The organism is Thermoflexus sp. (assembly GCF_034432235.1).
Lineage (GTDB): Bacteria > Chloroflexota > Anaerolineae > Thermoflexales > Thermoflexaceae > Thermoflexus.
On the sequence record NZ_DAOUCJ010000010.1, the window covers coordinates 1 to 25,987 of the forward strand.

At 66.4% G+C, this 25,987-nt stretch carries 17 protein-coding genes, 1 tRNA gene and 1 pseudogene; 15 read left to right on the forward strand and 4 right to left on the reverse strand.

Features of this window, described 5'->3' with window-relative positions:
- The 9 genes and pseudogenes from VAE54_RS01770 to murJ form a co-directional block, all read left to right on the forward strand.
- Positions 1 to 841, forward strand: a pseudogene (locus tag VAE54_RS01770) (hypothetical protein); the annotation flags it as partial.
- 676 nt (positions 842 to 1,517) lie between these two features.
- Positions 1,518 to 1,697 (forward strand): hypothetical protein, encoded by a 180-nt coding sequence (locus VAE54_RS01775; RefSeq protein WP_322800213.1) that lies wholly within the window; start codon positions 1,518 to 1,520, stop codon positions 1,695 to 1,697.
- Positions 1,698 to 1,761: 64 nt separating this feature from the next.
- Complete coding sequence (locus tag VAE54_RS01780; protein ID WP_322800214.1) at positions 1,762 to 3,135, forward strand: hypothetical protein; 1,374 nt, start codon at positions 1,762 to 1,764, stop codon at positions 3,133 to 3,135.
- A gap of 320 nt (positions 3,136 to 3,455) precedes the next feature.
- Positions 3,456 to 4,961 (forward strand): hypothetical protein, encoded by a 1,506-nt coding sequence (locus tag VAE54_RS01785; protein WP_322800215.1) that lies wholly within the window; start codon positions 3,456 to 3,458, stop codon positions 4,959 to 4,961.
- A gap of 54 nt (positions 4,962 to 5,015) precedes the next feature.
- The gene (locus VAE54_RS01790) at positions 5,016 to 5,987 is read left to right on the forward strand and encodes a metallophosphoesterase family protein (RefSeq protein WP_322800216.1); all 972 of its coding nucleotides are present in this window, start codon (positions 5,016 to 5,018) and stop codon (positions 5,985 to 5,987) included.
- A 42-nt stretch (positions 5,988 to 6,029) separates the two neighbouring features.
- Positions 6,030 to 6,105 (forward strand) — tRNA-Glu (locus tag VAE54_RS01795).
- A gap of 86 nt (positions 6,106 to 6,191) precedes the next feature.
- Entirely contained in the window at positions 6,192 to 7,202 is a 1,011-nt protein-coding gene (locus VAE54_RS01800) for an NUDIX hydrolase (RefSeq protein WP_322800217.1), read from the forward strand.
- A gap of 53 nt (positions 7,203 to 7,255) precedes the next feature.
- Positions 7,256 to 8,197, forward strand: coding sequence for an alpha/beta hydrolase (locus VAE54_RS01805; RefSeq protein ID WP_322800218.1), 942 nt, complete (start codon positions 7,256 to 7,258; stop codon positions 8,195 to 8,197).
- Between the two features lie 57 nt (positions 8,198 to 8,254).
- Positions 8,255 to 9,631: a murein biosynthesis integral membrane protein MurJ gene (murJ, locus tag VAE54_RS01810; protein ID WP_322800219.1), complete on the forward strand. Its 1,377-nt coding sequence runs from the start codon at positions 8,255 to 8,257 to the stop codon at positions 9,629 to 9,631.
- Here the strand turns inward: murJ and VAE54_RS01815 are convergent.
- Positions 9,623 to 10,117 carry an acyl-CoA thioesterase gene (locus VAE54_RS01815; protein WP_322800220.1) on the reverse strand — a complete coding sequence of 165 codons (495 nt, stop codon included), beginning with the start codon at positions 10,115 to 10,117 and terminating at the stop codon, positions 9,623 to 9,625. The genes murJ and VAE54_RS01815 overlap by 9 nt on opposite strands.
- 102 nt (positions 10,118 to 10,219) lie before the next feature.
- Positions 10,220 to 11,440: a tyrosine--tRNA ligase gene (gene tyrS / locus VAE54_RS01820; protein WP_416223757.1), complete on the reverse strand. Its 1,221-nt coding sequence runs from the start codon at positions 11,438 to 11,440 to the stop codon at positions 10,220 to 10,222.
- Between the two features lie 263 nt (positions 11,441 to 11,703).
- Here tyrS and VAE54_RS01825 point away from each other — a divergent pair, with 263 nt between their 5' ends.
- Complete coding sequence (locus VAE54_RS01825; RefSeq protein ID WP_322800222.1) at positions 11,704 to 12,627, forward strand: glycoside hydrolase family 108 protein; 924 nt, start codon at positions 11,704 to 11,706, stop codon at positions 12,625 to 12,627.
- Positions 12,624 to 14,033 (forward strand): tetratricopeptide repeat protein, encoded by a 1,410-nt coding sequence (locus VAE54_RS01830; RefSeq protein WP_322800223.1) that lies wholly within the window; start codon positions 12,624 to 12,626, stop codon positions 14,031 to 14,033. Before VAE54_RS01825 ends, VAE54_RS01830 begins: the two co-directional genes overlap by 4 nt.
- Positions 14,034 to 14,169: 136 nt before the next feature.
- Here VAE54_RS01830 and VAE54_RS01835 read toward each other — a convergent pair whose 3' ends face one another.
- Positions 14,170 to 15,864: a hypothetical protein gene (locus VAE54_RS01835; protein WP_322800224.1), complete on the reverse strand. Its 1,695-nt coding sequence runs from the start codon at positions 15,862 to 15,864 to the stop codon at positions 14,170 to 14,172.
- A 292-nt stretch (positions 15,865 to 16,156) separates the two neighbouring features.
- Here VAE54_RS01835 and VAE54_RS01840 point away from each other — a divergent pair, with 292 nt between their 5' ends.
- Together VAE54_RS01840 and VAE54_RS01845 are read left to right on the forward strand one after the other, a co-directional pair.
- The gene (locus VAE54_RS01840; RefSeq protein ID WP_322800225.1) at positions 16,157 to 17,755 is read left to right on the forward strand and encodes a UDP-N-acetylmuramoyl-L-alanyl-D-glutamate--2,6-diaminopimelate ligase; all 1,599 of its coding nucleotides are present in this window, start codon (positions 16,157 to 16,159) and stop codon (positions 17,753 to 17,755) included.
- Between the two features lie 400 nt (positions 17,756 to 18,155).
- Complete coding sequence (locus VAE54_RS01845) at positions 18,156 to 21,455, forward strand: GAF domain-containing protein (protein WP_322800226.1); 3,300 nt, start codon at positions 18,156 to 18,158, stop codon at positions 21,453 to 21,455.
- A 26-nt stretch (positions 21,456 to 21,481) separates the two neighbouring features.
- Here VAE54_RS01845 and VAE54_RS01850 read toward each other — a convergent pair whose 3' ends face one another.
- Positions 21,482 to 22,279, reverse strand: a complete 798-nt coding sequence (locus tag VAE54_RS01850) for an ATP-binding cassette domain-containing protein (protein ID WP_322800227.1) — start codon at positions 22,277 to 22,279, stop codon at positions 21,482 to 21,484.
- A 287-nt stretch (positions 22,280 to 22,566) separates the two neighbouring features.
- Here VAE54_RS01850 and uvrC point away from each other — a divergent pair, with 287 nt between their 5' ends.
- Both uvrC and hemW read left to right on the forward strand, forming a co-directional pair.
- A complete protein-coding gene (uvrC, locus tag VAE54_RS01855) occupies positions 22,567 to 24,414 on the forward strand; it encodes an excinuclease ABC subunit UvrC (protein WP_322800228.1) in 1,848 nt (615 codons plus the stop codon).
- An 8-nt stretch (positions 24,415 to 24,422) separates the two neighbouring features.
- Positions 24,423 to 25,568, forward strand: a complete 1,146-nt coding sequence (hemW, locus tag VAE54_RS01860; RefSeq protein ID WP_322800229.1) for a radical SAM family heme chaperone HemW — start codon at positions 24,423 to 24,425, stop codon at positions 25,566 to 25,568.
- Positions 25,569 to 25,987 lie beyond the last annotated feature (419 nt).

Here is a 25,987-nt window from a genome sequence, read left to right on the forward strand (position 1 = left end):
GATGCTCCTGGAGGTCGAAGGGGAGCAGGTGCGGGTCTTGGCGGGCCTTGGGATGCGGGCGCGTCTCGTGCAGGTCCTGGGCCCGGTGCGGGCGTTGCGGGTGGCCCAGGCCGTGGCTCGGCACGGCGGGCCGGTGCTGGGCGTGGATTGGGGGAGGCGACGGCTGTTGCGCCAGAGCCTGGCCCTGGCCGGGCTGGCGCTGCTGCGGCGGATCCCCGGAGGGACCCATGCCCCTCGAACCGCCGGTTCGGCCCCTCCTCGTCTCGGTCCAGGGGAGGGGGAGCTCTGGGAGGGGTTCGTGCTCCTTCCGGAAGGCGCCCCGATTCCCCCCTTCGGGACCTGTGCCCCCGCCCCCATCCTGTGCCAGACCGATGGCCGCCCGGAGGTCGAGGCCTTGCGGGGGGAGACCCTCACGTTTACGGAACTGGCGCCGTTGCGTTCCCTCATCCGGTTCCCCTTGTATGGGCCCTCCCGGCTGCCGCCGGGGATCGTGTGGCGGGGCGCGGCCGTCACCCGCTTTGCGCGTTCGGGGGAGGTGTTTTCGGTATCGTTGAACTTTGGGGACGGGGAGGGGGTGCCGCGGATCCGGCTGATCGCCCAGCCAGTGTATCCGTCCCCGTATCCGGTGTGGCCGGTGTATGCGTCGGAGCGGCCGGAGGAGCCCATCTGGCCTGAGAAGGTGTTCTTCACGCCCCGGCCGGGGCTGCTGCTCCCCAGCGCGCGGGGGCATCTGGCGCTCTGGCAGGAGGCAGGCGTGCTTTACACCCTGATCGCTGAGCACGATCCCCGCCGGGAAGCCACCATCGCCCTCATCGCATCGCTGCAACCCATCCACCCGTGAAAGCTGAGGAATTTAAGCCATCGGGAGCCCATACTCAAAGGCCACTGCGATCCCTGATAGAAGATCTGGCAAATTTGACTGTCAGAAAAATAAATTTCAAAGGAGGAAATCATGGCACTCGCGTTTATTTATGCTCCATTTTCTGGACGAATTACTAACTTGGACAATGGAGTTTGTGCTCCTCATTTCGCTTGTTCAGGAGAATCCGGGTTGGTAGATATAGGCACATGTGGATCGTTGACTGATTTGTATCTTTATGTCAGCTATCCAGCTGTTGTAAAAGTTTACATTTATACACGAACTCTTTGTTGCTGTAAAGCGCCAGGTGGGTATGGATTGACCCGAATTGTAGATTTATATGCTACCAATAATCGCTATTTGGGATCGATCTTGTTTGGTCACATTGATACCGGGAATGGGGTAAGGGATGGCTGGCATTCTATTTCAGGCTCCTCATTTGGTCCTTTAGGAAAGGTGCCAGGAGGATCATGCTGCCCACCTTGCGGTTGTAGCCTCTGTTGCTATACAGGACCACATACTCACATGGGTTGTTATGGAGGAGTTCGGATGTCATTATACTGTGGACAATGGGTTACTGGTGGATCAACGGCAATATATCGGTTCGAATTTTATTAATTTTGCAGAGGGATGAGGGGGTTGAAATGAAACGCTCTGTATGGTTATTCTGGATGTTGTGCGGCTTCTGGTTGTGGGAGCTAGCCTGTTCAAGGATATCTCCCGGGGCCAGCTCGCCCATGCGGATGGCCTCTCCTACAGAGCCTACCGCCTTATGGAGGTTCACGCCTTCTCCTACCTGGCCCTCCCCCTACTGCCGCTGGCTGACGTGGATTCCTGACGAGCATGCCCCTATGCTAAATCTCGCCGCTTGGCGCTGGGCTCCGCTTTGGAAAGCCGGTAGGATGTGGCGCCATCTCCCGGATCTCCCCTTACCCCTTTTCCCTCAGGCCCGCTCGCCGGAGGGCCGATGGCTGCAGACCGTGGCCGTTTTCGCTTCGATCTCCAGTCCATCGGAGCTGTTCCGCTCCCACCCTGCCATGGGGATATGGGTGGACATGGAAGGGTCGAACCATCGGTGGATCGAAAAGCCGGAGGAATCCTGGATGCTTAGCCCAGCGACTTTCGCTTTCCCTCAGCCCGGGGATCGTCGCCTGCAGGCGTTGCGCTTCCTGGATCTGATCAACACGATTGCTCCCCCGGAACGGGCCCGTCCCCCCATAGCCGAAGGCCCAGAGCCCTCTCCTACACCACCCGGACCACTCACACTGGTAGAGGGACGGATCATCTGGATAGATCCAGTCATCCGGATGCCATCCGTGCTCACACCGCCGGTGCCCTTACAGGGGATCTACCCGCTTGGAGGATCCCTGGCTCTGGCCCTGGATACTCGCGGGAAACTGTGGCGGGGGGATCTGCGCTTTGCGCGCTGGGAGACAGTGGAACTTTCCCAGGAGACGCCAGAGGCAATGCGACAGGTGATCGGAGTGCGAGCAGGAGCTTATGCCCTGGTGCTGGAGACCGTGGATTTCGCCACTTATCGGGTGTGGCGGGTATCGGCCAGGCAGGGAGAACCCGCCGCGCTGCTCACTTCGTTCGAAGTAGCGGCGCGAGGGACAGGATCTCGAGTTCCCACCCAGCGACTGGATGAAACCGATCTATGGATTCTGGGTTGGCCGATGGAGCAACCTTTCCAGAGCGATGCCGTGCTGCTGGACGCAGCAGGGGGTCGGATTCTGGGGCCATGGGATCTGGGGATCCCGGAAGGGAACCCGCCATGGGTGCTGCGAATCATACCCTCCCCGGACGGATCATGGCTGTGGGTGGCTCAGGATCCCATCCCCTTGATGGAAAGCATCCAGGATCCGGGACGGTGGGGAGCACTGGTGGCGGTAACGGATTTGGGCCGGGGAGTGCGTCTGCAGGGGTTCACCCTGGGGGGCTGGTTGCCGACCATCTCCGCTGCCTGGCTCTGGGAGAACGCCACTGGAACGCTCTATTTGTTGCGGCTCTCTTCGCTGGAGCGCATCCCTTTGACGGGAGTGGTTCCACCAGTGGCGGAAGTGCCCGGTGGGGGAGTGGCCGTCAATCAAGCCGACCCAGCCCAGATCGTGCGCTGGGACGCTGAAGGGCGAATCCAGGAGCTCCTGGATCTGAAGCCGGAATATGCGGCGGTCATTGGGCTGTGGTCAGACGGAACGGTTGTGTTCGCCACTGCCATCCGCCGGGAATCCGATGGCTCATGCCGCTTCGGGCTAGTGGAGATCCCAGCCCCATAAATCCCGTGACAATCGATCTCGTTCGACGAGAAAGACCTGCGGATGCCGCATGAGCACTCCCGGAGGATCAATGGAAGAATTCGGATGCTGGAATAAGGAGGAGATCTTCGATGGGCCACCGGAGGAGCGACAGTCGCGACGCTGGGAGGAGCTGGAGGCCCAGATCCGGGCGCTGCGCTCGCCATAAGACCCTCTGGTCTCCACGGGGGAAGGTCGCGAGGCCAGGCTGGATCCTTTCGGGAGGTGCGGAATGCCATCATCTTCACGCCTGAAGGATTTCTCCTTGCGGAAGAGGCGATCATGGGGCGCGGCTGCTTCGGGTGCTGGGCCCGGTGCGGGCGTTGCGGGTGGCCCAGGCCGTCGCCCGGCACGGCGGGCCGGTGCTGGGGGTGGATTGGGGAAGGCGGCGGCTGTTGCGGCAGATGAGCGGAGCGCCCGGTGGATGGATCGTCCGGCGAGGATGGAGCGGATTCACTTCTCCGCTCTTTGAGCGCTCCTCATCCGGAGCTTCGCCCATCTCCGCTCCCACGCCGGCCCGGTCGACTCCAGCCGCTCAGGTCGTCCGATGGCTCGGGCCCGGCTATGGGATCCGCCTGTCCGCCGATGGCCGCCGGGGAGTGGGGACGGGCCGGGGAGAGTCCCTTTTCCTCTGGGACGCCGGGCGCGAGGTCTTCGAGCCCCTGCGCGTGGGCTCGGAGGGGCAGCCGGCCGCCGGCATCGGACCGGCCCTCTCCGCCGACGGCCGCTTCATCGCCTTCTTCGCCCGCCAGCCCCGCCCCACCCCTCCTGGGAACCCCGATGGCTACCCTCTGGCCCTCTACGATCTCCCCACAGGGCAGCTGGAATGGCTCCCCGCTGGCGTTTCCCGGATGGGCATCGCCGGCCATGCCGGCCCCGCCCTCTCCGCCGATGGACGCTGGATCGCCTGGGCCAACGACAGCCTCTGCCCTCCCGGCCCGGGGGTCTACCTCTACGACCGCCTCGCCCAGCGTCTCTATCGAGTCCATCCCCATAGCGAGCCCCCTTCCACCCTCCATGGCAGCGCTCTGGTGGCCCTCTCCGCCGACGGCCGCTTCCTGGCCTTCGTCACCGATGATGACGGCGTGGTCGGAGAGGATCGTAATGGACAGTTCGATGTCTTCCTGTATGATCGGGAAACCGGCCGGACGCTCTGGGTCAGCCGGCCGGGCCGCCCGGAGGATCCCCCCCAGCCCAGCGGCGCGCAGCTCGTCCCGGGCACCGATGGCACCTGGGAAGGTGGCATCGCCCTCTCCGCTGACGGCCGCTTCCTGGCCTTCGCTTCCGCCGCCCGGCTGGTGGATCGCCCCCTGACGCCCTGTGCGCCCTGGCCTGGAGCCGCGCCTCTGCCCTTCTGCCGCCACATCTACCTGTATGACCGGGAAGCCGGGACCATTATCCTGGTGGACCAGAACGCAGCCGGCGAGCCAGGGGATGGGGCCGCCGAGGGGCCAACGCTCTCCGGCGATGGCCGCTGGATCGCCTTCGCCACCCGGGCCCGCAACCTGGGGCCGGTGGGACGGACGGAGTGCCCGGCCCGGCCGGTTTGGGGACGACCCTGTGACCTGTGGCTGGCCGTGGGGGATCGGGAAAGCCACCGCCTCGTGGTCCTGAGCCGGGGCGAGGCCGGGCCGCTCATGGGGCCCAGCTACCACCCGGCTCTCTCCGCCGATGGGCAGTGGCTGGCCTGGAGCTCAGAGGCCCTGGAGTGGCTTCCCACGCCGCCGCCGTTGCCAAAGGATCGGCCGGCCGAGTATCTTTACATCGCGGAACGGGAGGCGTTGCTTCGCCTCGCTAAGGAGCCATAAGGCCCAGCCCCTCAAAATGGAGAAACCCCCGGGACGAACGGGAGATCGCGGCGGATGCGCCAGGAACAAACCGGAACGATGCGCGGATGGGGATCTATTCCCTTCGGTCTTCTCCTGCTCGGGGCGCTGGCCTTCGGGGCGCCGGCGCCGGATACGGAACGGGCCACAGGGCCCGGGACCGCCCCGCCCACCCCTTCGCCGGCGCGGGTGCGCTTCGCGGTGATCGGCGACTACGGGCAGGCCGGGCCGCCCGCTGAGGCCGTCGCCCGGCTGGTTCAGAGCTGGAACCCCGATTTCGTCGTCACCACGGGGGATAACAACTACCCGCGCGGCGAGGCCCGGACCATCGATGGGAACATCGGACGCTATTATCACGGGTTCATCGCGCCCTATCGGGGCCGCTACGGCCCCGGCGCCGACCGCAACCGTTTCTTCCCAACCCTGGGGAACCACGACTGGGCGACCGCCGGCGCGCAGGCGTATTTCGATTACTTCGCCCTGCCCGGCAACGAGCGCTACTATGAGGTCCGCTGGGGCCCCGTCCATCTGTTCTTCCTGGACAGCGATCCCCATGAGCCCGATGGGATCACCGCGGACTCCCGCCAGGCGCAGTGGCTGCGGGCGCGGCTCCAGGCCTCGGATGCCCCATGGCGGCTGGTGATCCTCCACCATCCCCCCTACTCCTCCGGCCTCCACGGCTCCACCCCTGCGCTGCAATGGCCCTTCGCCGCCTGGGGGGCCACGGCCATCCTCGCCGGGCACGATCACGTCTACGAGCGCATCGAGCGGGATGGGATCCTTTACTTCGTCAACGGCCTGGGGGGCCATCCAGCCCGCTACCCCTTCCGGGCTCCCATCCCCGGCAGCCGGGTCCGCTATCGAGAGAACTACGGGGCGATGCGAGTGGAGGCGGACGCCTGTCGCATCGTGTTCCGGTTCATCGCGATCGACGGCCGCTGGATCGACACGGTCACCCGCCGGCATCCCGCATGCGAGGCCCGGCGGGACATGCGCGTTCCACCTTGACGGCGAGAACTGCATACGGTAAGATTAAAATCGAAAGACCGTGGCCCCGTCGTCTAGCCCGGTCTAGGACGCTGCCCTCTCAAGGCAGAGATCGCGGGTTCAAATCCCGCCGGGGCCACCTCTATCCGGGCGCGGCACAGGCCGCGCCCGATTTCTTTTTCGCCCGACCGGCCTCCAGCCGGACCTGCGCCTGAGCGGGGGCGCATGGGGTTTCTCCGATCGATCGACACCCTCGGAAATCGATTCCCGCGCATGGACTACATTCGCTGGCTGCGACAGCACATCGGATCGGAACCGATCTGGCTGGTCTACGCGACCGCTCTGATCGTGGACGAGGCCGGGCGCGTCCTCCTGCAGCAACGCGCGGACCTCCAGGCATGGGGCCTGCCCGGCGGGGTGATGGAGCCCGGCGAATCCCTCCTCCAGGCCCTCCACCGCGAGGTCGCGGAGGAAACCGGCCTGATCATCCAGGCCGGGAAACTGATCGGCCTGTATACATCCCCCGAGTTTATGGTCCGTTATCCCAACGGGGATCTCGTTCACTCGGTGACCGCCTGTTTCCTGACGCGCCCGATCGGGGGCACCCTGCGCCCCGATGGCCAGGAGTCCATGGCGTTGCGGTGGTTCCCCCTGAAAGCGCTCCCGCCGCTGCCACCGTGGTATGCGGCGATGATCGCGGATTACCGGCGGGGCGATCCCGCAGCGGCCTTCCGGACCGGCGCGCCCGGGCAGCCAGCCCGGAGCCCCGGAGCCACCATCCGGCATTTGCGGGAACGGATCGGCCCGGCCACCCTGGTGGTCCCGGCTACCAGCGCCGTGATCTTCAACGAGCGCGGGGAGATCCTCCTGCAGCGCCGCGAGGATAACGGGGAGTGGGGATTGCCCGGCGGGATCATGGAGATCGGCGAGCGCATCGATCAGACGCTCATCCGCGAGGTGGCGGAAGAGACGGGGCTGCAGGTCGAGCCGACCCGCCTGGTGGGCCTGTATACGGATCCGGCGTGGACCTTCACATATCCGAACGGCGATCGCTCCCAGCCGGTGGTCGCCTGCTTCGAAGCGCGCATCACGGGCGGCCGTCTCCAGGCGGACGGCGTCGAATCCCTGGAGGTGGGGTTCTTCCTGCCAAGCCGGCTCCCCGAGCCGCTGGATGTCCGCTGGCGGATTCGGATCGAGGACGCGATGGCCCATTATCCGCATGCGGTGGTCCGGTAGAAGCCAGTGCCAGCTTCTGAACCCAAAGCCTACGACGGAGGCCCGCGCCACCTATGATGGGCATGCCTGACAAGGCGCGAAGGCTCAACTGGCCTATCCTCATCGGGATGCTGCTGACGCTGAACCTGGCCTTGCTCTTGACGCCGCAGGCCATGGTCGATCTCTCCCCACCGCCCATGCCCACATCGACCGTGACCCCCATCCCCCCCACCCGGACGCCCCCGGGGACCCCGACGCCCACGGCCACGCCGGTGCCCTCGCCCACCCCCACGTGCGCGCCGGGGCGCTGGGAGGCCGGTTCGGTCCAGATGCCTGCCACCGGCGTGGAGATCCTCTATCAGGTGTATCTTCCTCCATGTGGGGATCCGGCCCGGCGCTATCCGGCGCTCTATCTGCTCCACGGTTATCCATATGATCAGACCCACTGGGATCAGCTGGGAATCCATAAGGCCATGGAAGCCGGGATCCGCGCCGGGCGCTGGCCGCCTTTCCTGATCGTGCTGCCGGGCTTCCCCGATGATCTGTATCTCTACACCAGCGGCGGGCCAGGATCGGTGGAGGCCGCGATGATGGAGGTCCTGATCCCCCATATCGAAGCCCGCTATCCCGTGGAGACGGCCCGCTGGGCCCGGGCAATCGGCGGGATCTCGCGGGGCGGTGTATGGGCCTTGGAGATCGCCCTGCGCCATCCAGAGGCTTTCGCCAGCGTCGGGGGTCATAGCCCGGCGCTGAGCGTGAATCAGGCTCCGCCCGCTTATGATCCCTTTCAGCTGACTCAGGAAGCAGATCTGCAGGGGCTGCGGATTTATCTGGACGCCGGCGATACTGACTGGGCGCTGGCAGGAACCCAGCAGCTGGCGGAGATCCTCAAAGCCCGGGGGATCCCGATACGCCTGGAGATCCACCCCGGAGGGCATGAGGATACCGCGTGGGCTCAGGCATTGGAAGCCTATCTGGATTTCTATACGGAGCCCTGGCGAGGGTTGGGGCGATAGACTGGCCCGATAGCGCTACGGGAAAACCTGTTGCGGAATCCCCTGGAGATGCGCGCGGTGTCGGAAGAGCTCCACGGATTTCTCCGCCGGATCATGCAGCCAGCGGCCGTGGTGGCGGGCCTGAGCCTGCTGGGGAAGCTCACCGGCTTCCTGGCGCAGGCGGTGATCGCCGCCCGCTTCGGCACCGGGCCGGATAAAAGCGCCTTCGATGTGGCGATGGTCATGCCGGACTTCCTGTTCCTGTTCACCGGCGGGACCCTGGCCGTGGTCCTCGTGCCGGTGCTGACCGTGTGGTCGGCGCGCAACCCGCAGGAGGGTGCCCGCCTCGCCACCACAGTGGCGCTTCTGACGGTGGGCGCGCTGACCCTGGCCGGGCTGCTGATCGCCTGGAGCGCTCCTTTCTGGGTGCGGGTGGTCTTTGGGCCGGGGCTTCCTCCATCCGTGCAGGATCGGGCGATCTGCTTGCTTCGAGTGCTCTGGGCAGGGACGGTTCTGTTCGGGCTCAGCGGGGTGCTCACGGCGGTGCTGCACTCGGCCCGGCGCTTTGTCTGGCCAGCCTTGGGCTCGGTGCTGGCAGATGGCGGCCCGATCCTTGGAGCGCTTTTCCTGGCCCGTCCCCTGGGCATCACGGGGCTCGCATGGGGGGTGGTCCTGGGCGCCTTCTTCCACACCATGACGCTGCTCCCCGGGTTGCGGGGCTGGCCGTGGACCTGGGCGATGGATCTCCGGCATGCGGGGTTGCGAACCGTGGGCGTGTTGCTGATCCCGCGGGCTCTGATCGTGGCGCTGGCCTATTTCCAGATCGCCTGGGGCTATCGCCTGATCGGCGGCCTGGAGCCCGGAGGGGTCGCGGCCCTCGCCTATAGCTGGCGCCTGATGCAGGTCCCCCAGACCCTGATCAGCACCAGCCTGGCCGTTGTGCTCCTTCCCACCCTCTCGGCCCATGCCGCCCGAGGGGACCGGGAGGCCCTGCGACGGGATCTGGGCTGGACCCTGGGGATCGCGGGGGCGCTCTCCGCGCTGGCCGGCGGCGCGTTATGGTTCGGAGGAGAGACGCTGGTGCGAGGGTTGCTGGCCCGAGGGGCCTTTGGGGAGGCGTCCGTGGAGGCCGTAGGGGCGGCCCTCCGGATGTTCGCGCCCGGACTGGTGACCTACACCCTTGCGGAGCTCACCGCGCGCGCCTTCTACGCCCGCCACGATTTCCTCCGGCCGCTGGCGGCGGCCGTCGCAGGCACCGCGGCGTATCTGGCCATGGCCCCGGCGCTGGTTCCTGCTCTGGGTGCCTCCGGCCCGGCCCTGGCCAACAGCATAGCCATCGGCCTGGAGGCGTTCCTCCTGTTGCTCTGGATGCGATGGCTCGATCGGACTCCTAACGTTTCATTCCTGATGGAACCGGGAGAGAGCCCCCCCACGGGCGAAGGGCGTTCACGTTGACGGGGCAGGCCGGGTCGCCAGGCTCTCCCGGCGGGCCAGCCGCTCCGCCCGGCGCTGGTCGGCCTCCTCCGCCTTGCGGCGCTCTTCCTCCGTCTCCAGGATCAGCGGGGGCACCGGCGCGGGTCGGCCATCCCGATCCAGCGCCACGTAAACGAAATAAGCCGTCGCCGTCACCCGTCGCTCCCCGGTCAGCAGATCCTCCGCCTCGGCCTGGATCTCCACCTCCATGGAGGTGCGCCATGCTCGGGTCATGCGCGCCCGCACGTGCAGCAGATCCCCCACGTGGACCGGGGCGCAGAACTGGATGGAATCCACCACCACGGTCACCGTGGGCCGGCGGGCGTGGCGAGACGATACAATCGCCCCTGCCTCATCCATTAGCTTCATGATCCATCCGCCGTGGACATTGCCCAGGATGTTGGCATGCTCCGGCTGCATGATCTGCGTCAGCACCACCTCGCTGTCCCGAACCCGCTTCCCTTCCATGGCGCAGGACCTCTTCGTAGGAAAGGATTTAAGGATGAAGAGCCCATCTTCCGCATGCGACCCCCATCATCCTCGCGGAGAGGGCTGTCGGCAACCAGGGGTTTACGAGGGGCCTCCGGGCACCAGGCGGACGAAGCGGCGGCGGCCCACCTGCAGCACCTTCGGCCGGTCGATGGCCACCACGGCCTCCACATCGGAGACTGTCTCCCCATCCAGCCGGACCCCACCCTGGCGGATCAGCCGGCGAGCTTCGCTGCGGCTGGCGGCCAGCCCGGCGGCCACCAGCACATCCACGAGCGCCTGCGGGCCGGACAGAGAGAACGCGGGCATCTCCTCGGGGAAAGCCCGCTCCTGGAACACCGTGCGGAAATGGGACTCCGCCCGCTCCGCCGCCTCTTCCCCGAAGAAGATCGAAACGATCTCGCGGGCCAGCTCCATCTTCACATCCCGTGGGTGCAGGCTCCCCGATCGCAAACCCTCCTCAATGGCCGCGATCCGCGGGGGCGGGTAGCGGGTGACGAGCTTGAAGTAAATCGGCATCGCCTCATCGGGGATGCTCATGACCTTCCCGAACATGTCTTCCGGCGTTGTGTTGAGCGGGATGTGATTGCCCAGGGACTTGGACATCTTGCGGACGCCGTCCGTGCCCGGCAGCAACGGGAGCAGGATCGCCACCTGGGGCCGCTGACCGAAGGCTTCCTGCAGCTTCCGGCCAGCGACCACGATGTTGAACAGCTGATCCGTCCCCCCGATCTGCACGTCCGCCTGCAGGGCCACAGCATCGTAGCCCTGCATCAGCGGGTAAAAGGTCTCGTGCAGGAAAATGGGATCGCCGCTCTTCAGGCGTTCCGCGAAGGACTCCCGGGCCAGGAATTGCTGCACCGTGAAATGGGAGGCCAGACGGATCAGATCGGCAAACGTGAGTTTGGAAAGCCACTCGGCGTTATAGCGGATGATGGTCCTGTGGGGATCCAGCACCCGGAAAGCCTGCTCCGCATAGGTGCGCGCGTTGGCCTCTACCTCCTCCGGGGACATCAGCGCCCGTCCCCGCAACTGATCGGAGGGATCCCCGACCAGCGCGGTGAACGTGCCGATCACCAGGATGGTCTCGTGCCCCAGGTCCTGGAACTGACGCAGCTTCCGCAGAGGGACCGTATGCCCCAGGTGCAGATCGCTAGTCCGCGGGTCCACCCCCAGATAGACCCGCAGCGGGCGTCCCTCCTGGAGCCGCTCCCGCAACTCGGCCTCCATCGTCCGGCGCAGCGTCTCATCGCCGTATTCGGTGCCCTGCATCAGGAGAGCGACCTGTTCGTCGATCGCCATCGACATCCCACAACCTCCCCGTTCGGGTCGTTCCCTTCGGGACCCCATCTGGCCTTTCCCGCCGTAAGGAGGCTCGGAGAAGCGGGGTGGTCAGCCCGTCCGCCTCCCACCGTTCCCATCGCATGCCCACCGAGGCGCTCCTAACCCCAAAGTATGCCATCCGGAGCCTCCATCGCCAAGTTCAGCGGAGCGGGCGACAGGGCTTCCCTTCAAATGGCTATCATCTTTATGGAGGGAATCACTCATACATCAGGAGGCAAGGGATGAGCTCCGGTCTGCGTATCCATCCAGAAGAAGTCCGCCAGCAGATCCAGCGCCTGCGGGGATGGCGAGCGGAATGGGCCGAGCAATTGAGGACCGCCCAGCGGTTGGGCATCGCCCTGATCGAGACGATCCGCGCGGTTCCCGGGCGGGGATTTCAGGCGGAGCACACGGCCCAGGCAAGATACCTGGGCCGGGTCGAGGACCGGGCGGAGCTCCTGGCACGGACGCTGGAGCAGGCCCTGGCCCGTCTCGAAAACGCCTTCCAGGAGGCCGCCCGGCTTCTCCAGGAGCCGATCTCCTCCGCCGCGATGGGCGCCCTCCCGACGGCGGCGGTGGCCGCCTCATTTGAGGAAGCCTATGCCTTCATCCGCAAGTGGGAGGGCGGATATGTGCACGATCCCCATGATCGGGGCGGACCGACGAATATGGGCATCATCCAGGCCACCTATGACGAGTACCGTCGTCGCCACGGGCTGCCCCCGCAGGAGGTGGCCCGGATCACGCCGGCGGAAGTCGAGGCGATCTACCGGGAGTTCTGGGAGCAATCCGGGGCCGAAAGGCTCCCCCGGCCGCTGGGGCTGGTGCATATGGACACGGCCGTCAACATGGGGCCGGTGTGGGCCCGGGGGTTCTTGCAGGAAGTTCAGCAACGGAACCCGGGAACCCCTGAGGCGGCGGCGGAGGCGTATCTGGAGCTGCGCCTGAACCGCTATCTGGAGCTGGCCCGGGATCCCTCCCAGCGCCAGTTCCTGGCCGGATGGCTCAACCGCCTTCAGGATCTGAGCGGCCATGCCGTGAGCCCGGAATTCCAGCGTGCCTTCCAGGAAAGGATCCTCAACCGTCTCGCAGAGGATCCGGAGTTCACCCCCACCCGTGACTTCCTGGTCCGTTTATGGTCGCCACAGGGAGGTCAGAACCCATGAAAACATTGCGATGGCTTCTCATGGGCATGGTGATCCTGAGCGCTGCTTGCGCCCGGGCGACTTCGGGGAAGGATTCCCGGCCGGCCACCGAGGCCCCGGTGGATGTCGCGCCGGCGAGGCCAGCGGCTTCTTCTGGAACAACCGTCCTCACCTTTGAAGAAGCGATCCAGAGCGGCGATTGGGCCGCGGCCCAGGCGATCCTGGAATCCGAGGGCGAACCTTCGTTTCCCGCATCCGTTCTGAACCGGATCATGATCGAGGGCCTCCGCCTGGCCATGAGCGCGGAGGGCGCGGAGGCCCGGCGACATATCGAGGGCGCCCTCGCGCTGGTCCGCAAGGCCTGCCGGTGCCTGGACGATCGAGGCCGCCTGATCCCCGGGATGCCACCGAAAGGCTTCCGGGGGGAGCTCTATCTCACGCTTTATCACATGCGGGGCGCCACCTCCTATGATCCTTTGTATGACTGGGCCACCGAGCAGGTGGCGCAGCGCCACCGCCTGAACAGGGAGGAGATCTTCGATCGGAGCGGCACGAAGACGAATCCCGTGGGGGTGTGTCGGTTCGGGGATCGAATCTTCGTGGTTGCGGGCTTCTGGATTTTCGATCTGGAGGGATCCCTTCAACAGGAAGCTCCCGGCCTGGATTCGCTGAGCGAAGGGGAGCGGCTTCCCCGCCTGTATTATGTCTTCTGCGATGAGAAGGAACAGAAAATCCAGTGGGTCAACGTGTCGGGAGGCGGACGGGGGGTTTCGCTGGAGGCGAAGTGGGATGGAGAGGGGTTCCGCTGGGTGGAGACGGCTCGCATCAACCTGGCCGCCCAGACCTATGAAGAGGTCCGGAAGCAGATCGAGGCGGGACGGCTGGAGGAGGCCTTCGAGGCCTATTATGATAAAGGGTTCACGAATGAGGTCGACGCGGATCCGGAACTGGCCGCGCTGGCCCTCCGGCAGGGGATGACCGTGGCCCGCCAGCGGGCGGAGGCCGGAGATGTCGCCAGGGCGCGGCGCGCGCTTCACGCGGCCTTCTCGATCGCCGCCTTCCGTTACCGGCTGGATAGTGGGACCTTCCTGCCTGTAGACTGGGAGCAACGCCCCCGATCGCTGGAGAAATGGGCCCAGGAGGCGTTCGGCGCGGATCCCCAGGCCCCGAGCTATGCCCGGATCTATCGGGATGCCCTGACGGAATACGCCGCCCTGCTGGTTCAGGACCATCGCCCCCAGGAGGCCGAGCCGATCCTGCGGGCTCTGACCATCCTCGCCCCGAACCATGCGCCGGCGTATCTCTATCTGGGCGACGTCCTCTGGGATCAGGGGAAGCCGGAGGAAGCTCGTCGCTTCTATCAACGCTATCAGGAGCTCACACCGGGCGGGCCCTGGCCGGATCGGGTGCGGGAGCGCGCGCCGTAAATCCCCAATCCCCTCGGGGCCTGGATCGCGCAGGCCGGATCCCCCGTAGACGGGCCTCCAGGTTCCTCAGGAAGAGAACCTCTCCCCTCATGCGGAGGGCGGGTGGGCGCGCTGAAGACGCCCACCCGCACCAGCGCTAAGGTCCCCAGGCGACCCGCTGGCTCAGGGGATCTGGAAGCTGTTCGCCCAGGTCCAGGATCTTCCGGGGCGTTCCCCCGCCGGCTGGGATCAGATACACCCCCCAGCGCCCATCCGCATTGGAGAGATAAGCGATCCACGCCCCATCGGGAGACCATGCAGGGCCCATCTCCCAGCCCCCGCCGGTCGTGAGGGCCCGGAAGAACCCTCCGGTCGTAGCCACAATCAGATCCCAGCTCCCCTGGATATCGGTTGCGTAAACCAGGGTCGATCCATCCGGGGCCCAGGCGGCCTGAACATCGTTGGGATGCTGGCTCAGACGGATGGGCGCAGAGGCATTTGGAGGCAGCACCAGTAACCCGCACCCACTTCCCGCACAGCCGGTCCAGGCCAGCGTCCCATGGGGCCCCCACGCGGGGAACCGCCCGGAGGCCACGCGCTGGGAGGCCTGCGGATCCCGAAGGTCGATCACTCGAATCCCCCCGGCGCCGTCCATGAAAGCCAGCCGTTGTCCATCCGGCGACCACGTAGGCCAGGCGGCCCCTGGCCCGGCCACCTGTATGGTCTCTCCGCTCTCCAGATCCTTCACCCAGATCCCTGCCCCGGCGATCCGATAAGCCAGCCGTCGCCCGCCCGGCTGCCAGGCTGGCTGATCAGCCCCCAGGGCGACTCGCATCCCACGCCCGCCCGCATCCACGACATAAAGGGCATAGGTCCCGGCCTCCGCCTCATATACGGCGTAGGCCAGCCGCCCGACGGGGATCAACGGCGGGAGAGGCGTGCCGGCCCCCGCAAGAGCGCCGGGGATCGGCGTGGGGGTCGCCTGAAGGCAGAGGGTTCCCATCTCCTGGGCTTTCTTCTGAACCTCGGGATCCGCAAAAAGTCGGAGGGCAGCCTGATACTCGATTTCCGCCGGACAACCTTCCCCCTTTGTCCTCAGAAGATCTCCATAGGCGACATGGGCTTGGAAGAGGCGGCGCGCGGTATCCCGGTATCCCGGGTTCAGCGCATAAATTTCCTGGAAACGCCGGATCGCCTCCGGCCAGTTCACCCCCCAGTAATCCCGGGCCGCTACATAGAGGGTCGCCATCCGGTAAGCGGCAGACGCCTCCGGCGGCAACGGGCCCAGGCGCGCCGCCTGATCGAGATAGAACAACCCTTCCGCCAGACGCTCTTCTTGACCTTCCAGCAAACGCATCCCATAACGAAGAGCCGCATCCCGCAGCATGGAGACGACCTCGCGGGACCGGAAATCCGGATCACGGTTTCGGATCTGCATCAGTAACTCGACGGCACGAGGGAGATCATCCCGGGCATAAGCTTCCTGAGCGGCCTGAAAAACCTCTTCCAGCAGGACCGAGGAGGGAATCGCCGTGGGGGTTAGACGGGCTGCGATGCGCCGACGAGCCTCCGCAAGGGCCGCCTCCACCGTGGGGTCAGCCGGCCGAAGGCGGCGCGCGCCCTCCAGGAAGGCCAGCGCCCGCTCATCCTGGCCGGCTTCCAGCATGGCCATCGCCTGACGGACCGCGCTGTCCACCGTGGCCTGAGCCCGTCGCTCCCGCTCGGCCGTCCCGTGTTCCCAACCGACCCGCCAGCCCGCGAAGGCCATCCCCCCAATCATCCCGAAGGAGAGCAAGGCCATCACTATCCCTGTCCAGAGGCGTCCGAAACGTCGAGCTGGAACACCGCTCATCCTTCAACCTCCCGTTCGATCCTCCCCAGGCCATGGAGAACGAGCGCGAAGGCCAGGCCCAGGCAGCGCCCTGTGAGATCAGGCCTAAGCCGATCGCGAAAAGCCAACGAATCGCCTGGCATGAAGACCATCGCCAGGCCCATGTTAAACTCAATTTCGAAGAGCCGGAACATCGGGTTTCCATAGAGGGCCTCCGGGGTCGAGCGGGATGCTTTCGGCATCCGACCCGGCCCCGGTTCGGCCAGCAGGCGAGAGAGGAGACAATAGAGAGAACGCGAGCGAGGAGACAGCTATGCCTTCCCACAAGCTCTCGGAGTTGCTGAACGCGTTGCCATTGCCTTATCGACGCACCGGAGGCGACCCGGAGATCCTGGAGGTGGTGACCGACTCGCGCCAGGTTCGTCCCGGCGCCCTCTTCGTGGCCTATCGGGGGTTGCAGCATGACAAACACGCCTTCATCCCCGATGCCCTGGCCCGCGGGGCTTCCGCCGTGGTGGGGGAGCGACCCCGGGAGGAAGTCCCGATCCCCGAACCCATCCCGTATGTGGAAGTGCCCAGCGGCCGGGAGGCCCTGGCCTGGCTATGCGCCGCCTTCTGGGGCTTCCCCTCCCGCCGGTTGCTTCTGATCGGCGTGACCGGGACGGATGGCAAGACCACAACGGTGAATCTCATCCATTCGATCCTGACGGCCGCGGGGCGACGGGCCGGGATGATCAGCACGGTGAACGCCGTCATCGGGGATCGGGTCTACGACACCGGCCTCCACACCACCACCCCAGAGGCCCCGGACGTCCAGCGTTACCTGGCGGAGATGGTCGAGGCTGGCTTGACGCATGCGGTGCTGGAGACCACTTCGGAGGGCCTGGCTCAGCATCGGGTCACCGCATGCGATTTCGATATCGCGGTCCTGACCAACCTCACCCACGAGCATCTCTACTTCCATGGCACGTGGGAGAACTACCGGGCCGCCAAGGCCCGTCTCTTTGAAATGCTCAAAACCTCTCTGGACAAGGGCCTCCCCAAGACAGCCGTTCTCAACGCCGAGGACCCCTCGTATGATTACTTCCGGCGGATCCCGGCCGACCGCTATTTCAGCTACGCCCTGGAGCAACCGGCCGACCTCACGGTGGAGGATCTGCGTTTCGAGCCCGATCGCACCCGTTTCCGCCTTTGCACACCGGCCGGTGCGATCTCCGTGGAGACGATCCTCGTGGGCGCTTACAACGTCGCCAACATCCTGGCGGCCGCCGGGGTGGGGATCGCCCTGGGGCTTCCCTTAGAGGCCATCGCAGAAGGCGTGCAGCGCTTGCGCGGCATCCCCGGCCGGATGGAGCGGATCGATGAAGGGCAGGATTTCCTGGCCATCGTGGATTTCGCCCACACGCCGAACGCCCTGGAGCAGGCCCTGAAGACCGCCCGGCGGATGACCTCCGGGCGGGTGATCGTGGTCTTCGGCAGCGCCGGGCTGCGGGATGTGCAAAAGCGCGGGATGATGGGACGCGTGGCCGGACGGCTGGCTGACCGGATTGTGATCACCGCCGAGGATCCGCGGACGGAGGACCTGGAGACGATTCTGGAGACCATCGCGGAAGGGGTGCGGGCGGAGGGACGGGTGGAAGGGGTGGATTTCTGGCGCATCCCGGACCGCGCGGAGGCGATCCGGTTCGCCGTGGAGCTGGCCCGGACCGGCGATCTGGTGATCGCCTGCGGCAAGGGCCACGAGGCTTCCATGTGCTATGGGACCGTGGAATACCCCTGGGATGAGCGAGAGGTGATGCGAGCGGCCCTGCGGGAACGGCTGGGGAAAGGCCGCAACCTGATCGATCCGTGGTGTCATCTCCGTCGAGCCCAGGGATCCTCTATGCCTTTCTCTGAACGAGAAACCCCTTGAGCGTTGCCTGCAGCCGACAGGTCCCCTTTTCCTCTGCAGGTGAGAGGGGAAGACCATCGATCTCCTCATGCGGAGCTCCAGACACGGCATCGTAGAAGCGCGATCCCTTCCCCTCACCCTCAACTCCCCTCGAGCCCCCTCCCGGCCGGCAGACCCGCTCGGGAAACGAACGGCCCAACCTGCCCCTCGAGATTTGGTTGGCAAGATTCGTCTAATCCAGCTAATCTAAGGGGAGAGCCGGGTCGGGAATCCTTCGGGAGATCCTGAGCGTTAGATTATTAGAAAGCGCTTGCGCTCCTCTTCGAGATCACCGGCCTCTCTCCGCTACCTCGCAATCGGGGAAATCAGGAGATGGGGCGAATCCGGTTACGGATGGGGAAAGCTCCAGGAGCATAGAGAGATGAGCCTTCGTGCTCGCCTCGGTGTGGTGATCCTGCTGTTATGGCTGCCTGCCGTCGGCCTGACGATCGCCCGGGCAGAGGCCCGACGGGTCCGGGAGGTCGAGCGCGCCCTCCAGAGCCTAGAACAGACAGCGACCCATGGCCGTGAGATCCTCCGTCGTCAGGAGGCGGAGGTCTCCGCTTTCATGGCCCAAGTCGCCCAGCTCCCGGAGGTCCAGCAAGCCCTTCGGGATCCGGCGGCTTGCTCCCGGCGCCTGACGGAATTGCGGGCGTTCTTTCCCCGGTATGCGAATCTCGGGGTGGCGGATCGGGAGGGAAACATCCGCTGCAGCGCCGTCCCGCTCCCCGGCCCGGTGAACGTCGCCGATCGCCGATGGTTCCAGCGCGCACTGGAAACCGGGGCGCTCTCTGCCGGGGAGTATCAAATCGGCCCCATCACCGGGAAGCCGGTTCTGGTTTTCGCCGTTCCTCTTCGAGATCCACAAGGGGAGATCCATCAGGTCCTCTTCGCCAGCACCGAACTCCAGGGGTTCAGCGAGCTGCTTGCCTCGCGGCCGCTTCCCCCGGGCGCCTGGAGCGCTCTCCTGGATGCCCGGGGGATCGTGCTGGCCCGATGGCCCGAGGGGGAACCTTCCCCCGGAACGCCTTTCCCGGACCCCGTGGTGGTTTCCGCGATCCCATCCGGGCAGCCCAACCGCTGGATCCGAACCGGCCCGGATGGACAGCGCTGGGTCACGCTGATCGCTGGGATCCATCCGGGGGAGCTCGCCCTCACGGTGGAGGCCCCGACCCGCACGCTGTTCGCCGAGGCCGATCGGATGCTCCGGGAGGATGTGGGGGTTCTGGGGGGATTGCTCCTCCTCCTGCTGATCGGCGCGTATGCCGGAGCGGAGTGGGCCGTGCGACGGCCGATCCGCCAGCTGATGAACGTCGCCGCCCAGCTCGCCGCGGGGGATCGGCAAGCCCTCTCCCGGCTTTCGGGATTCAAGGAAGGGGAGTTCGGCGCCCTGGCGGAAGCATTCCGGAAGATGGCGCTCGCCCTCGAACGCCAGGCATCCCGCCAGCGGGCGCTGACGACGCTGCTGCTGCGGATGACCCGGGCCCACCCCCAGCTGGAACCGATGCTGCAGACCGGGCTGGACGTCCTGCTGGAGACCACAGGTGTTTCGCATGGATGGGTCGAGTTCCATCCTCGCCCCGAAGGATCTCCCCTGCGGGTTCAGCGGGGATGGCCGGTCCCCCCGTCCTTCGACCTGCGGGAAGCGCTGAAGGCCTCCGGCCTGCCGCTGGAACGCCCCTATCTGTTCCCTGCGGGGGCGGAGGTTCCCAGTCCCATGACGGGAGCCCTGGAGGTCGCGGGCCTCCGGGCCGCCGCCTATTTCCCGCTGATGCGGGAAGGGCGATGGGCGGGCGGCCTTCTCCTCGGGGCCGAGGAGCCGCGGATATGGACGGAGGAGGAGCGCTCCTTCCTGGAGACGGCCGCCCAGGCGATGGGGCTGGCCCTGGAGCGAGCGGCCCTGCATGACGCCGCGGCCCGCCAGGCCGAGGAGCTGGCCTTCCTCAACCGCCTGGCGCTCCAGGCCAACCGCGCCTCGGATCTGCATGAGATGCTCACCACCGCCACCCGGGAGCTGGTCACCGTCCTCCGGGCGGATCGCGGCGCCATCGCCCTGATCGCGGCCTCCGGCGATCACCTGGTGGTGGTGGCGGAATATAATCCGCTCGGCACGCCCTCCGGCTTAGGCGAACGCATCCCCATCGAGGGCAACCCCTCGATGGCCTGGATCCTCCAGGAGCAGCGATCCCTGGCGATCGACGACGTGGCCACCGATCCACGGATCGCCCCGGCGCGCCCCATGCTGGAGCGGATCGGGATCCGCTCGCTGCTTATCGCCCCTCTGTGGCTGGGAGACCGGGTCGTGGGCACCCTGGGCATCGATTATGTCCATAAATGCCACGTCTTCGCGCCGGAGGAGATCCGTCTGGTGGAGACAGCGGCCCATCAGTTAGCGGATGCCCTGAAGCGGTTCCGGATGATGCGCATCCTCCATGCTCAGGCGGATCGCCTGCATGTCCTTTACCAGACGGCCCAGGCGCTGGCCGAGCTTCAGGATCTCCCCACCCTGTTGAGCCACGCCCTGAATGAGATCCTGGCCCACCTTCCCGCCGACGGAGCCAGCGTTTACGTGGTGGACGAGACCGATCCGGAGCAGCTTCGATTGATGGTGGAGAAGGGGTTTTCCGCCGCGCCGATCATCCGGGTTTCCACCCAGGAGACGGAGGAGACCATCACCGCCCGGGTGGCGGCCCAGGGGGAGCCCCTCTGGGTGGAAGATTGCGCCCGCTATCCCTATCCGCCGGCCAGCCGCCACATCATCGAACGGGAAGGGATCCGAAGCCACGCGGCCCTGCCTCTGCAGCGAGGCGATGAGCGGCTGGGGGTGCTGCACGTGATCTGGCGGAAACAGCGGACGTTCGACCCGGAGACGCGGGATCTTCTGGAAAGCCTGGCGGATCTGCTGGCGACGGGGATCGCCAACGCCCGGCTGGTGGAGGCCCTGCGACGGACCGTGGCGCAGCGGGAGGCCCTGAACCGCGCCCTCGAGGAAGCGCTGACCGCCCGCGAGCAGATGATCCAGAACGTCTCCCATGAACTGCGCACGCCCCTGGCCGTGGCGATGGGCTACCTCGACCTCCTGCTGGACGATGCCTTCGGCCCGCTGACCCCAGATCAACGGGAGGCGCTTCGGGCCAGCCGGAACCGATTGGGGGAGCTCCATCGCTATGTGGAGCTGCTGCTCACGCTGCAGGTCACGCAGGAAGGGAAGCCCCTACATCAACCCCTGGACCTGCGGCAGCTGATCCGGACAGCGGCGCGGATCGTGCAATCGCGGCTGGATCCGGGGAAGCATCGCCTGGAGCTCCGCTTACCCTCCCGGGCCGTCTGGGCCGTGGGAGAGGAGGAAGGCCTGGCGCGCGCCATCGGGGAGCTTCTGGATAACGCCGTGAAATTCTCCCCAGATGGCGGGCGAATCGAGGTGGAACTCCAGATCGAGGGCGGAACGGCCCGAATCCTCGTCCGGGACGAGGGCGTGGGGATTCCCGCAGAAGCTCTGGAACGGGTCGGGGAGCCCTTCTATCAGGTGGATGGGGGAACGACCCGGCGGTTCGGGGGGATGGGGATCGGCCTGGCCGTGGCCCGGGCGGTGGCCGAGGCCCACGGCGGGCGCCTGTATCTGCGTCCGCGCTCCCCCCGGGGCACGGAGGCGGTCCTGGAGCTCCCGATGGGGGGCAAATGATCCGTGAAGGGCGCTCATGGAACGGCCTATCCCGCACATCCGGATTCATCCCTGCGGTCCGGAACGCGCAGGGCCCGGCGCAACTGTTCCACCCGCTCCCAGTAGGCGCGGGTCTGGCGGAAGGCGGGATCCCCGGCCCCCGGGTTCTCCACCACCTGCGGCCGCGTGTGGGGCGGGGCGCCCAGGATCAGGATCCGCTGCCCCATGAAGACGGCCTCCTCAATGTGATGGGTCACCAGGATGAGGGTGAGGGCTTCTTCCTCCTTCAGCCTCCAGGTCAACTCCTGCAGATCCTCCCGGGTTGGCGCGTCCAGCGAGGCGAACGGCTCATCCATTAACAACAGATCCGGCCTCAGCACCAGCGCCCGTGCGATGGCGGTCCGCTGACGCTGGCCGCCGGAGATCTGCCCGGGATACCGATCCTGCACCCCGGTTAATCCCAGGCGTTCCAGCCATGCGCTCACCGGCCCGGCGATATCCGTCACCGGCGCATCCGCCGGGGCGTGACGTCCATCGGGCCCGTAGAACCGACGGATGCGCAAACCCAGAGCCACGTTCTCCCACACCGTCGCCCAGGGGAGCAGGCCATAGTCCTGGAGGATCAGGCCGGTGCGGGGGCGCGGCCGTCGAAGCGGCTGCCCATCGATCCGGATCTCCCCACGCGAAGGCAGGCGCAGGCCGGCCAGCAGATACAGCAGTGTGGTCTTGCCGCAACCCGAAGGGCCGATGACGGCCCAGGCCTCCCCGCGGGCCACCGACCATGAGAAGTCCTGGAAAAGCCATAGCCCGCCATATCCGAACCAGATCCGGTCCACCTCAATCATCCCCCCATCCCTCCGTGCGCCGGTCCTCGCCATGCCCGCTCCGTTTCTCGGGGAAGGGCCTCCCCTTCCCCGGCGAACCGGCACGGGGCCATAGGGATCCGCGCCCATGGCCCAGGCCCTGCCGTTCGCCAGGAGCGCTTGTTCGGGATAACGGCCCGGCGGAAAACGCCCTCAGGGGATTCTGGCATAGCCGTCAGAGGCAGCGCAAAATTTCTGAAGAAGGATTCGCTCCATCCATCCCACCGTCGGAACGCTGGATGATGGGACAGAAGGCTGGGATCCAGGAAATGAATCTGGAGGAAAAGCTCCGCGCGCTGCCGGCGCGGCCGGGCGTTTATCTCTTCAAGAACGCCCACGGGGAGATCCTCTACGTGGGCAAGGCGATCTCCCTCCGCCAGCGGGTCCGCTCCTATTTCCAGAACAGCGCCGACCTCTCGCCTCGGACCCGGCGCATGGTCCAGGAGATCGCTGATCTGGATTTCATCGTGACCGACTCGGAGCTCGAGGCCCTGATCCTCGAAGCGAACCTCATCAAGAAGCACCGGCCGAAATACAACGTCCGATTGAAAGACGATAAGCGCTATCCCTATATCCGCATCTCCGTTCAGGATCCATACCCGAAGGTCACCATCACCCGGCGGATCCAGAACGACGGCGCCCGCTACTTCGGCCCATACACCTCGGCCACCGCGGTCTACCAAATGCTGGATGAGCTGCGGCGGATTTTCCCCTACCTGACCTGCGATCGGACCATCACCGGGCAGGACCGGCGGGCCTGCCTGTATTACGACTTGAAGCGATGCCTGGGTCCGTGCATCGGGGCGGTGAGCCAGGCGGAATACCGGGCGATGATCGATGGACTGATCCGCTTCCTGGAAGGCCATACCGAGGAAGTGGTCCGCGATCTGGAATCCCGGATGTGGGCAGCCGCGGAGGCCCTCCAGTTTGAGCGGGCCGCCCAGCTGCGGGACCGCCTGCGGGCGATCCAGCAGATTATGGAACGCCAGAAGGTGGTCTCCACGGTGGCCGCCGACCGGGATGTGATCGCCATCGCCCGGGCCGATGGCGAGGCGTGTGTGGAGGTCTTTTTCATCCGCCAGGGGCGGCTCATCGGGCGGGAGTACTTCGTCCTCGAGGGCCTGGAGGAAGCGGATTTACAGGAAGCTCTGGCCGGGTTCCTGAAACAGTTCTACCAGGCCGCCGCGGAGGTCCCTCCAGAGATCGTGCTGCCGGAACACATCGAGGAGGCCGCCATTATCGAGCAGTGGCTGCGCCAGCGGCGGGGCGACGCGGTGACCCTGATGGTGCCCCGGGAGGGAGAGGCCGCAGAGCTGGTGCGGCTGGCCACAGAGAACGCCGTGGAGACCCTGAATGCCCTGCGGGCGCGCTGGCTGGCGGACCGCCATCGCCAGGAGGCGGCCTTGCGGGAGCTGGCGGAGGCCCTGGGCCTCTCCGCCCCCCCGGCACGCATCGAGGGCTTCGACATCTCCAACACCCAGGGGACCGCGGTGGTGGGCAGCATGGTCGTCTTCGTCCACGGGGTCCCCCTCAAAACCCATTACCGCCGCTTCGTGGTGCGCACCGTGCAGGGACGGCCTGATGATTACGCCAGCATGCGGGAAGTCCTCACCCGCCGCTTCCGCCGCTGGCAGGAGGCGACTTCCCCCCAGCGGCTCCCGGGCCAGAAACCCGATGAAAGCTTCGCGGCGCTTCCGGATCTCCTGCTGGTAGACGGCGGGAAAGGCCAGCTGGGAGTCGCCCTGGAGGTCCTGGAGGACTTCGGGCTCCGGGAACGGGTCCCGGTGGCCGCCCTGGCCAAGGAGCGGGAGGAACTGTTCCTGCCCGGCCGCTCCGAGGGGTTGCTCCTGCAACGCCATGCGCCGGCCCTCTTCCTGATCCAGCGCATCCGGGACGAGGCCCATCGCTTCGCCCTGAGCCACCATCGGAGCCGCCGGGAGCGGCTCTCCCTGGCCTCCCTCCTGGAGGAGATCCCGGGCATCGGGCCGAAGCGCCGCCGGGCGCTGCTGGAGCGCTTCGGCTCCCTGGAGGCGATCCGTGAGGCTTCCGTGGAAGCCCTGATGGAGGCGGGGCTCCCGCGAGGCGTCGCCGAGCGATTGAAAGCGGCGCTGGGATAAGAGGCGTGATGGAATTCCCGGAAGCCCTGGCGGTTTACATTCATATCCCCTTCTGCCGCTGGCGCTGCAGCTACTGCGATTTCAACATCTACGCCGGCATGCAGCGCTGGTTTGCCCCTTACATCGAAGCCTTGGGGAAGGAAATCCGCCGCTTCGGCGAGCGGGCCGGGCGACCCCTCGCCCGCACGATTTACATCGGCGGGGGAACCCCTTCGTTGCTGCCCCTGCCGTTGCTGGCGCGCCTCTTCGAAGCCCTTCACGAAGCGTTCCGCATCCCCCCGGGGATCGAGATCACCATGGAGGCGAACCCCCGCGGCCTCTCCGTCGCTTACCTGGAAGGCGTGCGGCAGCTGGGGGTGAACCGGATCAGTTTCGGGGTGCAGAGCGCCCATCCCGGGGAGCTGCGCCTGCTGCGGCGCGATCACACGTTTGAGGAAGCCTGCGCCCACATCGCGATGGCCCGCGCCGCCGGGTTCGCCAACCTGAACGTGGATCTGATCTACGGCCTCCCGGGCCAGCCCCTCCATCGCTGGCAGGAAACCCTGGAGGCCGTCCTCGCGTTGCGCCCCGAGCACCTCTCCGCATACGCCCTGATCGTGGAGGAGCGCACGGCCCTCCATCGCTGGATCCGGGAAGGCCGGGTCCCGGCGCCGGATCCGGATCGAGCGGCGGAGATGTATGAATGGACGCGGGACCGTCTGGCGGAGGCCGGCTATCGCCATTACGAGATCTCCAACTGGGCCCGGCCGGGCCACGAGAGCCGCCACAACCTGGTTTACTGGCGCTATGAGCCCTACATCGGCTTCGGCGCCGGCGCCCACAGTTTCATCGACGGCCGTCGATGGATGAACGTCCTCCATCCGAAGATCTACATCCACCGGATCGAGGCGGAGGAGAGCCTCATTGCGGAGGAAGAGCCGCTGGATCCCCGCACCCAGATGGCTGAGATGATCATCCTGGGCCTCCGCCTGGTGGAGGAAGGGGTCGAGGACGCCCGCTTCCGCGCCCGCTTCGGCCATGGGATCGTGGAAGTCTATGGAGCGGTGATCGAGGGACTGGAGGAACTGGGGCTGGTTCAGTGGAATGGCGCCCGCCTGCGGCTGACCGGGCGAGGATTGTTGCTGGGGAATGAGGTGTTCTGGCGGTTTCTGTGATCCCGCAATATGGATAAGGGCATCCCACGGACCTCATGATCGCCGCAGATCGAGACCGCACGCATCCCATCCCCCGCTTGCCTTTCACGGGACCACCGCTCACCCCGCCGATATTCCGGGAACTCCTAAAGGTGGGCGGCGAATCCCTCCCTCAGACCGTGAACGGCATCGAAGCCTCCGGGTGGAATTCCACGAAGAAAAACCGGGGGCCGGCCAATCCGCCCGCCCCCGGCCGGAGGCCCGCATCCCCATCGCGGCACGATAGGCCGCGCCCCCATCCGTAGGTCTCGTTCCGGGAAGCAGTGTAGGGCAACTGCAAGCAGTTGCCCTACATACCCCTGAAAACGGATCTCGCTACCGCAAGGCACGCGTGTAGGTGCACGGCATGCCGTGCACCTACACCCCTCACCATCCCCTGA

Excerpts from the sequence above, each read along its gene's own strand:
- VAE54_RS01830 (WP_322800223.1), top strand. The coding sequence starts at position 12,624 with ATGAAAACATTGCGATGGCTTCTCATGGGCATGGTGATCCTGAGCGCT.
- VAE54_RS01815 (WP_322800220.1), bottom strand. The coding sequence starts at position 10,117 with ATGGAAGGGAAGCGGGTTCGGGACAGCGAGGTGGTGCTGACGCAGATC.
- VAE54_RS01805 (WP_322800218.1), top strand. The coding sequence starts at position 7,256 with ATGATGGGCATGCCTGACAAGGCGCGAAGGCTCAACTGGCCTATCCTC.
- tyrS (WP_416223757.1), bottom strand. The coding sequence starts at position 11,440 with ATGGCGATCGACGAACAGGTCGCTCTCCTGATGCAGGGCACCGAATAC.
- VAE54_RS01775 (WP_322800213.1), top strand. The coding sequence starts at position 1,518 with ATGGTTATTCTGGATGTTGTGCGGCTTCTGGTTGTGGGAGCTAGCCTG.
- VAE54_RS01845 (WP_322800226.1), top strand. The coding sequence starts at position 18,156 with ATGAGCCTTCGTGCTCGCCTCGGTGTGGTGATCCTGCTGTTATGGCTG.
- VAE54_RS01840 (WP_322800225.1), top strand. The coding sequence starts at position 16,157 with ATGCCTTCCCACAAGCTCTCGGAGTTGCTGAACGCGTTGCCATTGCCT.
- uvrC (WP_322800228.1), top strand. The coding sequence starts at position 22,567 with ATGAATCTGGAGGAAAAGCTCCGCGCGCTGCCGGCGCGGCCGGGCGTT.
- VAE54_RS01825 (WP_322800222.1), top strand. The coding sequence starts at position 11,704 with ATGAGCTCCGGTCTGCGTATCCATCCAGAAGAAGTCCGCCAGCAGATC.
- VAE54_RS01850 (WP_322800227.1), bottom strand. The coding sequence starts at position 22,279 with ATGATTGAGGTGGACCGGATCTGGTTCGGATATGGCGGGCTATGGCTT.
- VAE54_RS01780 (WP_322800214.1), top strand. The coding sequence starts at position 1,762 with ATGTGGCGCCATCTCCCGGATCTCCCCTTACCCCTTTTCCCTCAGGCC.
- hemW (WP_322800229.1), top strand. The coding sequence starts at position 24,423 with ATGGAATTCCCGGAAGCCCTGGCGGTTTACATTCATATCCCCTTCTGC.
- VAE54_RS01790 (WP_322800216.1), top strand. The coding sequence starts at position 5,016 with ATGCGCCAGGAACAAACCGGAACGATGCGCGGATGGGGATCTATTCCC.
- VAE54_RS01800 (WP_322800217.1), top strand. The coding sequence starts at position 6,192 with ATGGGGTTTCTCCGATCGATCGACACCCTCGGAAATCGATTCCCGCGC.
- VAE54_RS01835 (WP_322800224.1), bottom strand. The coding sequence starts at position 15,864 with ATGAGCGGTGTTCCAGCTCGACGTTTCGGACGCCTCTGGACAGGGATA.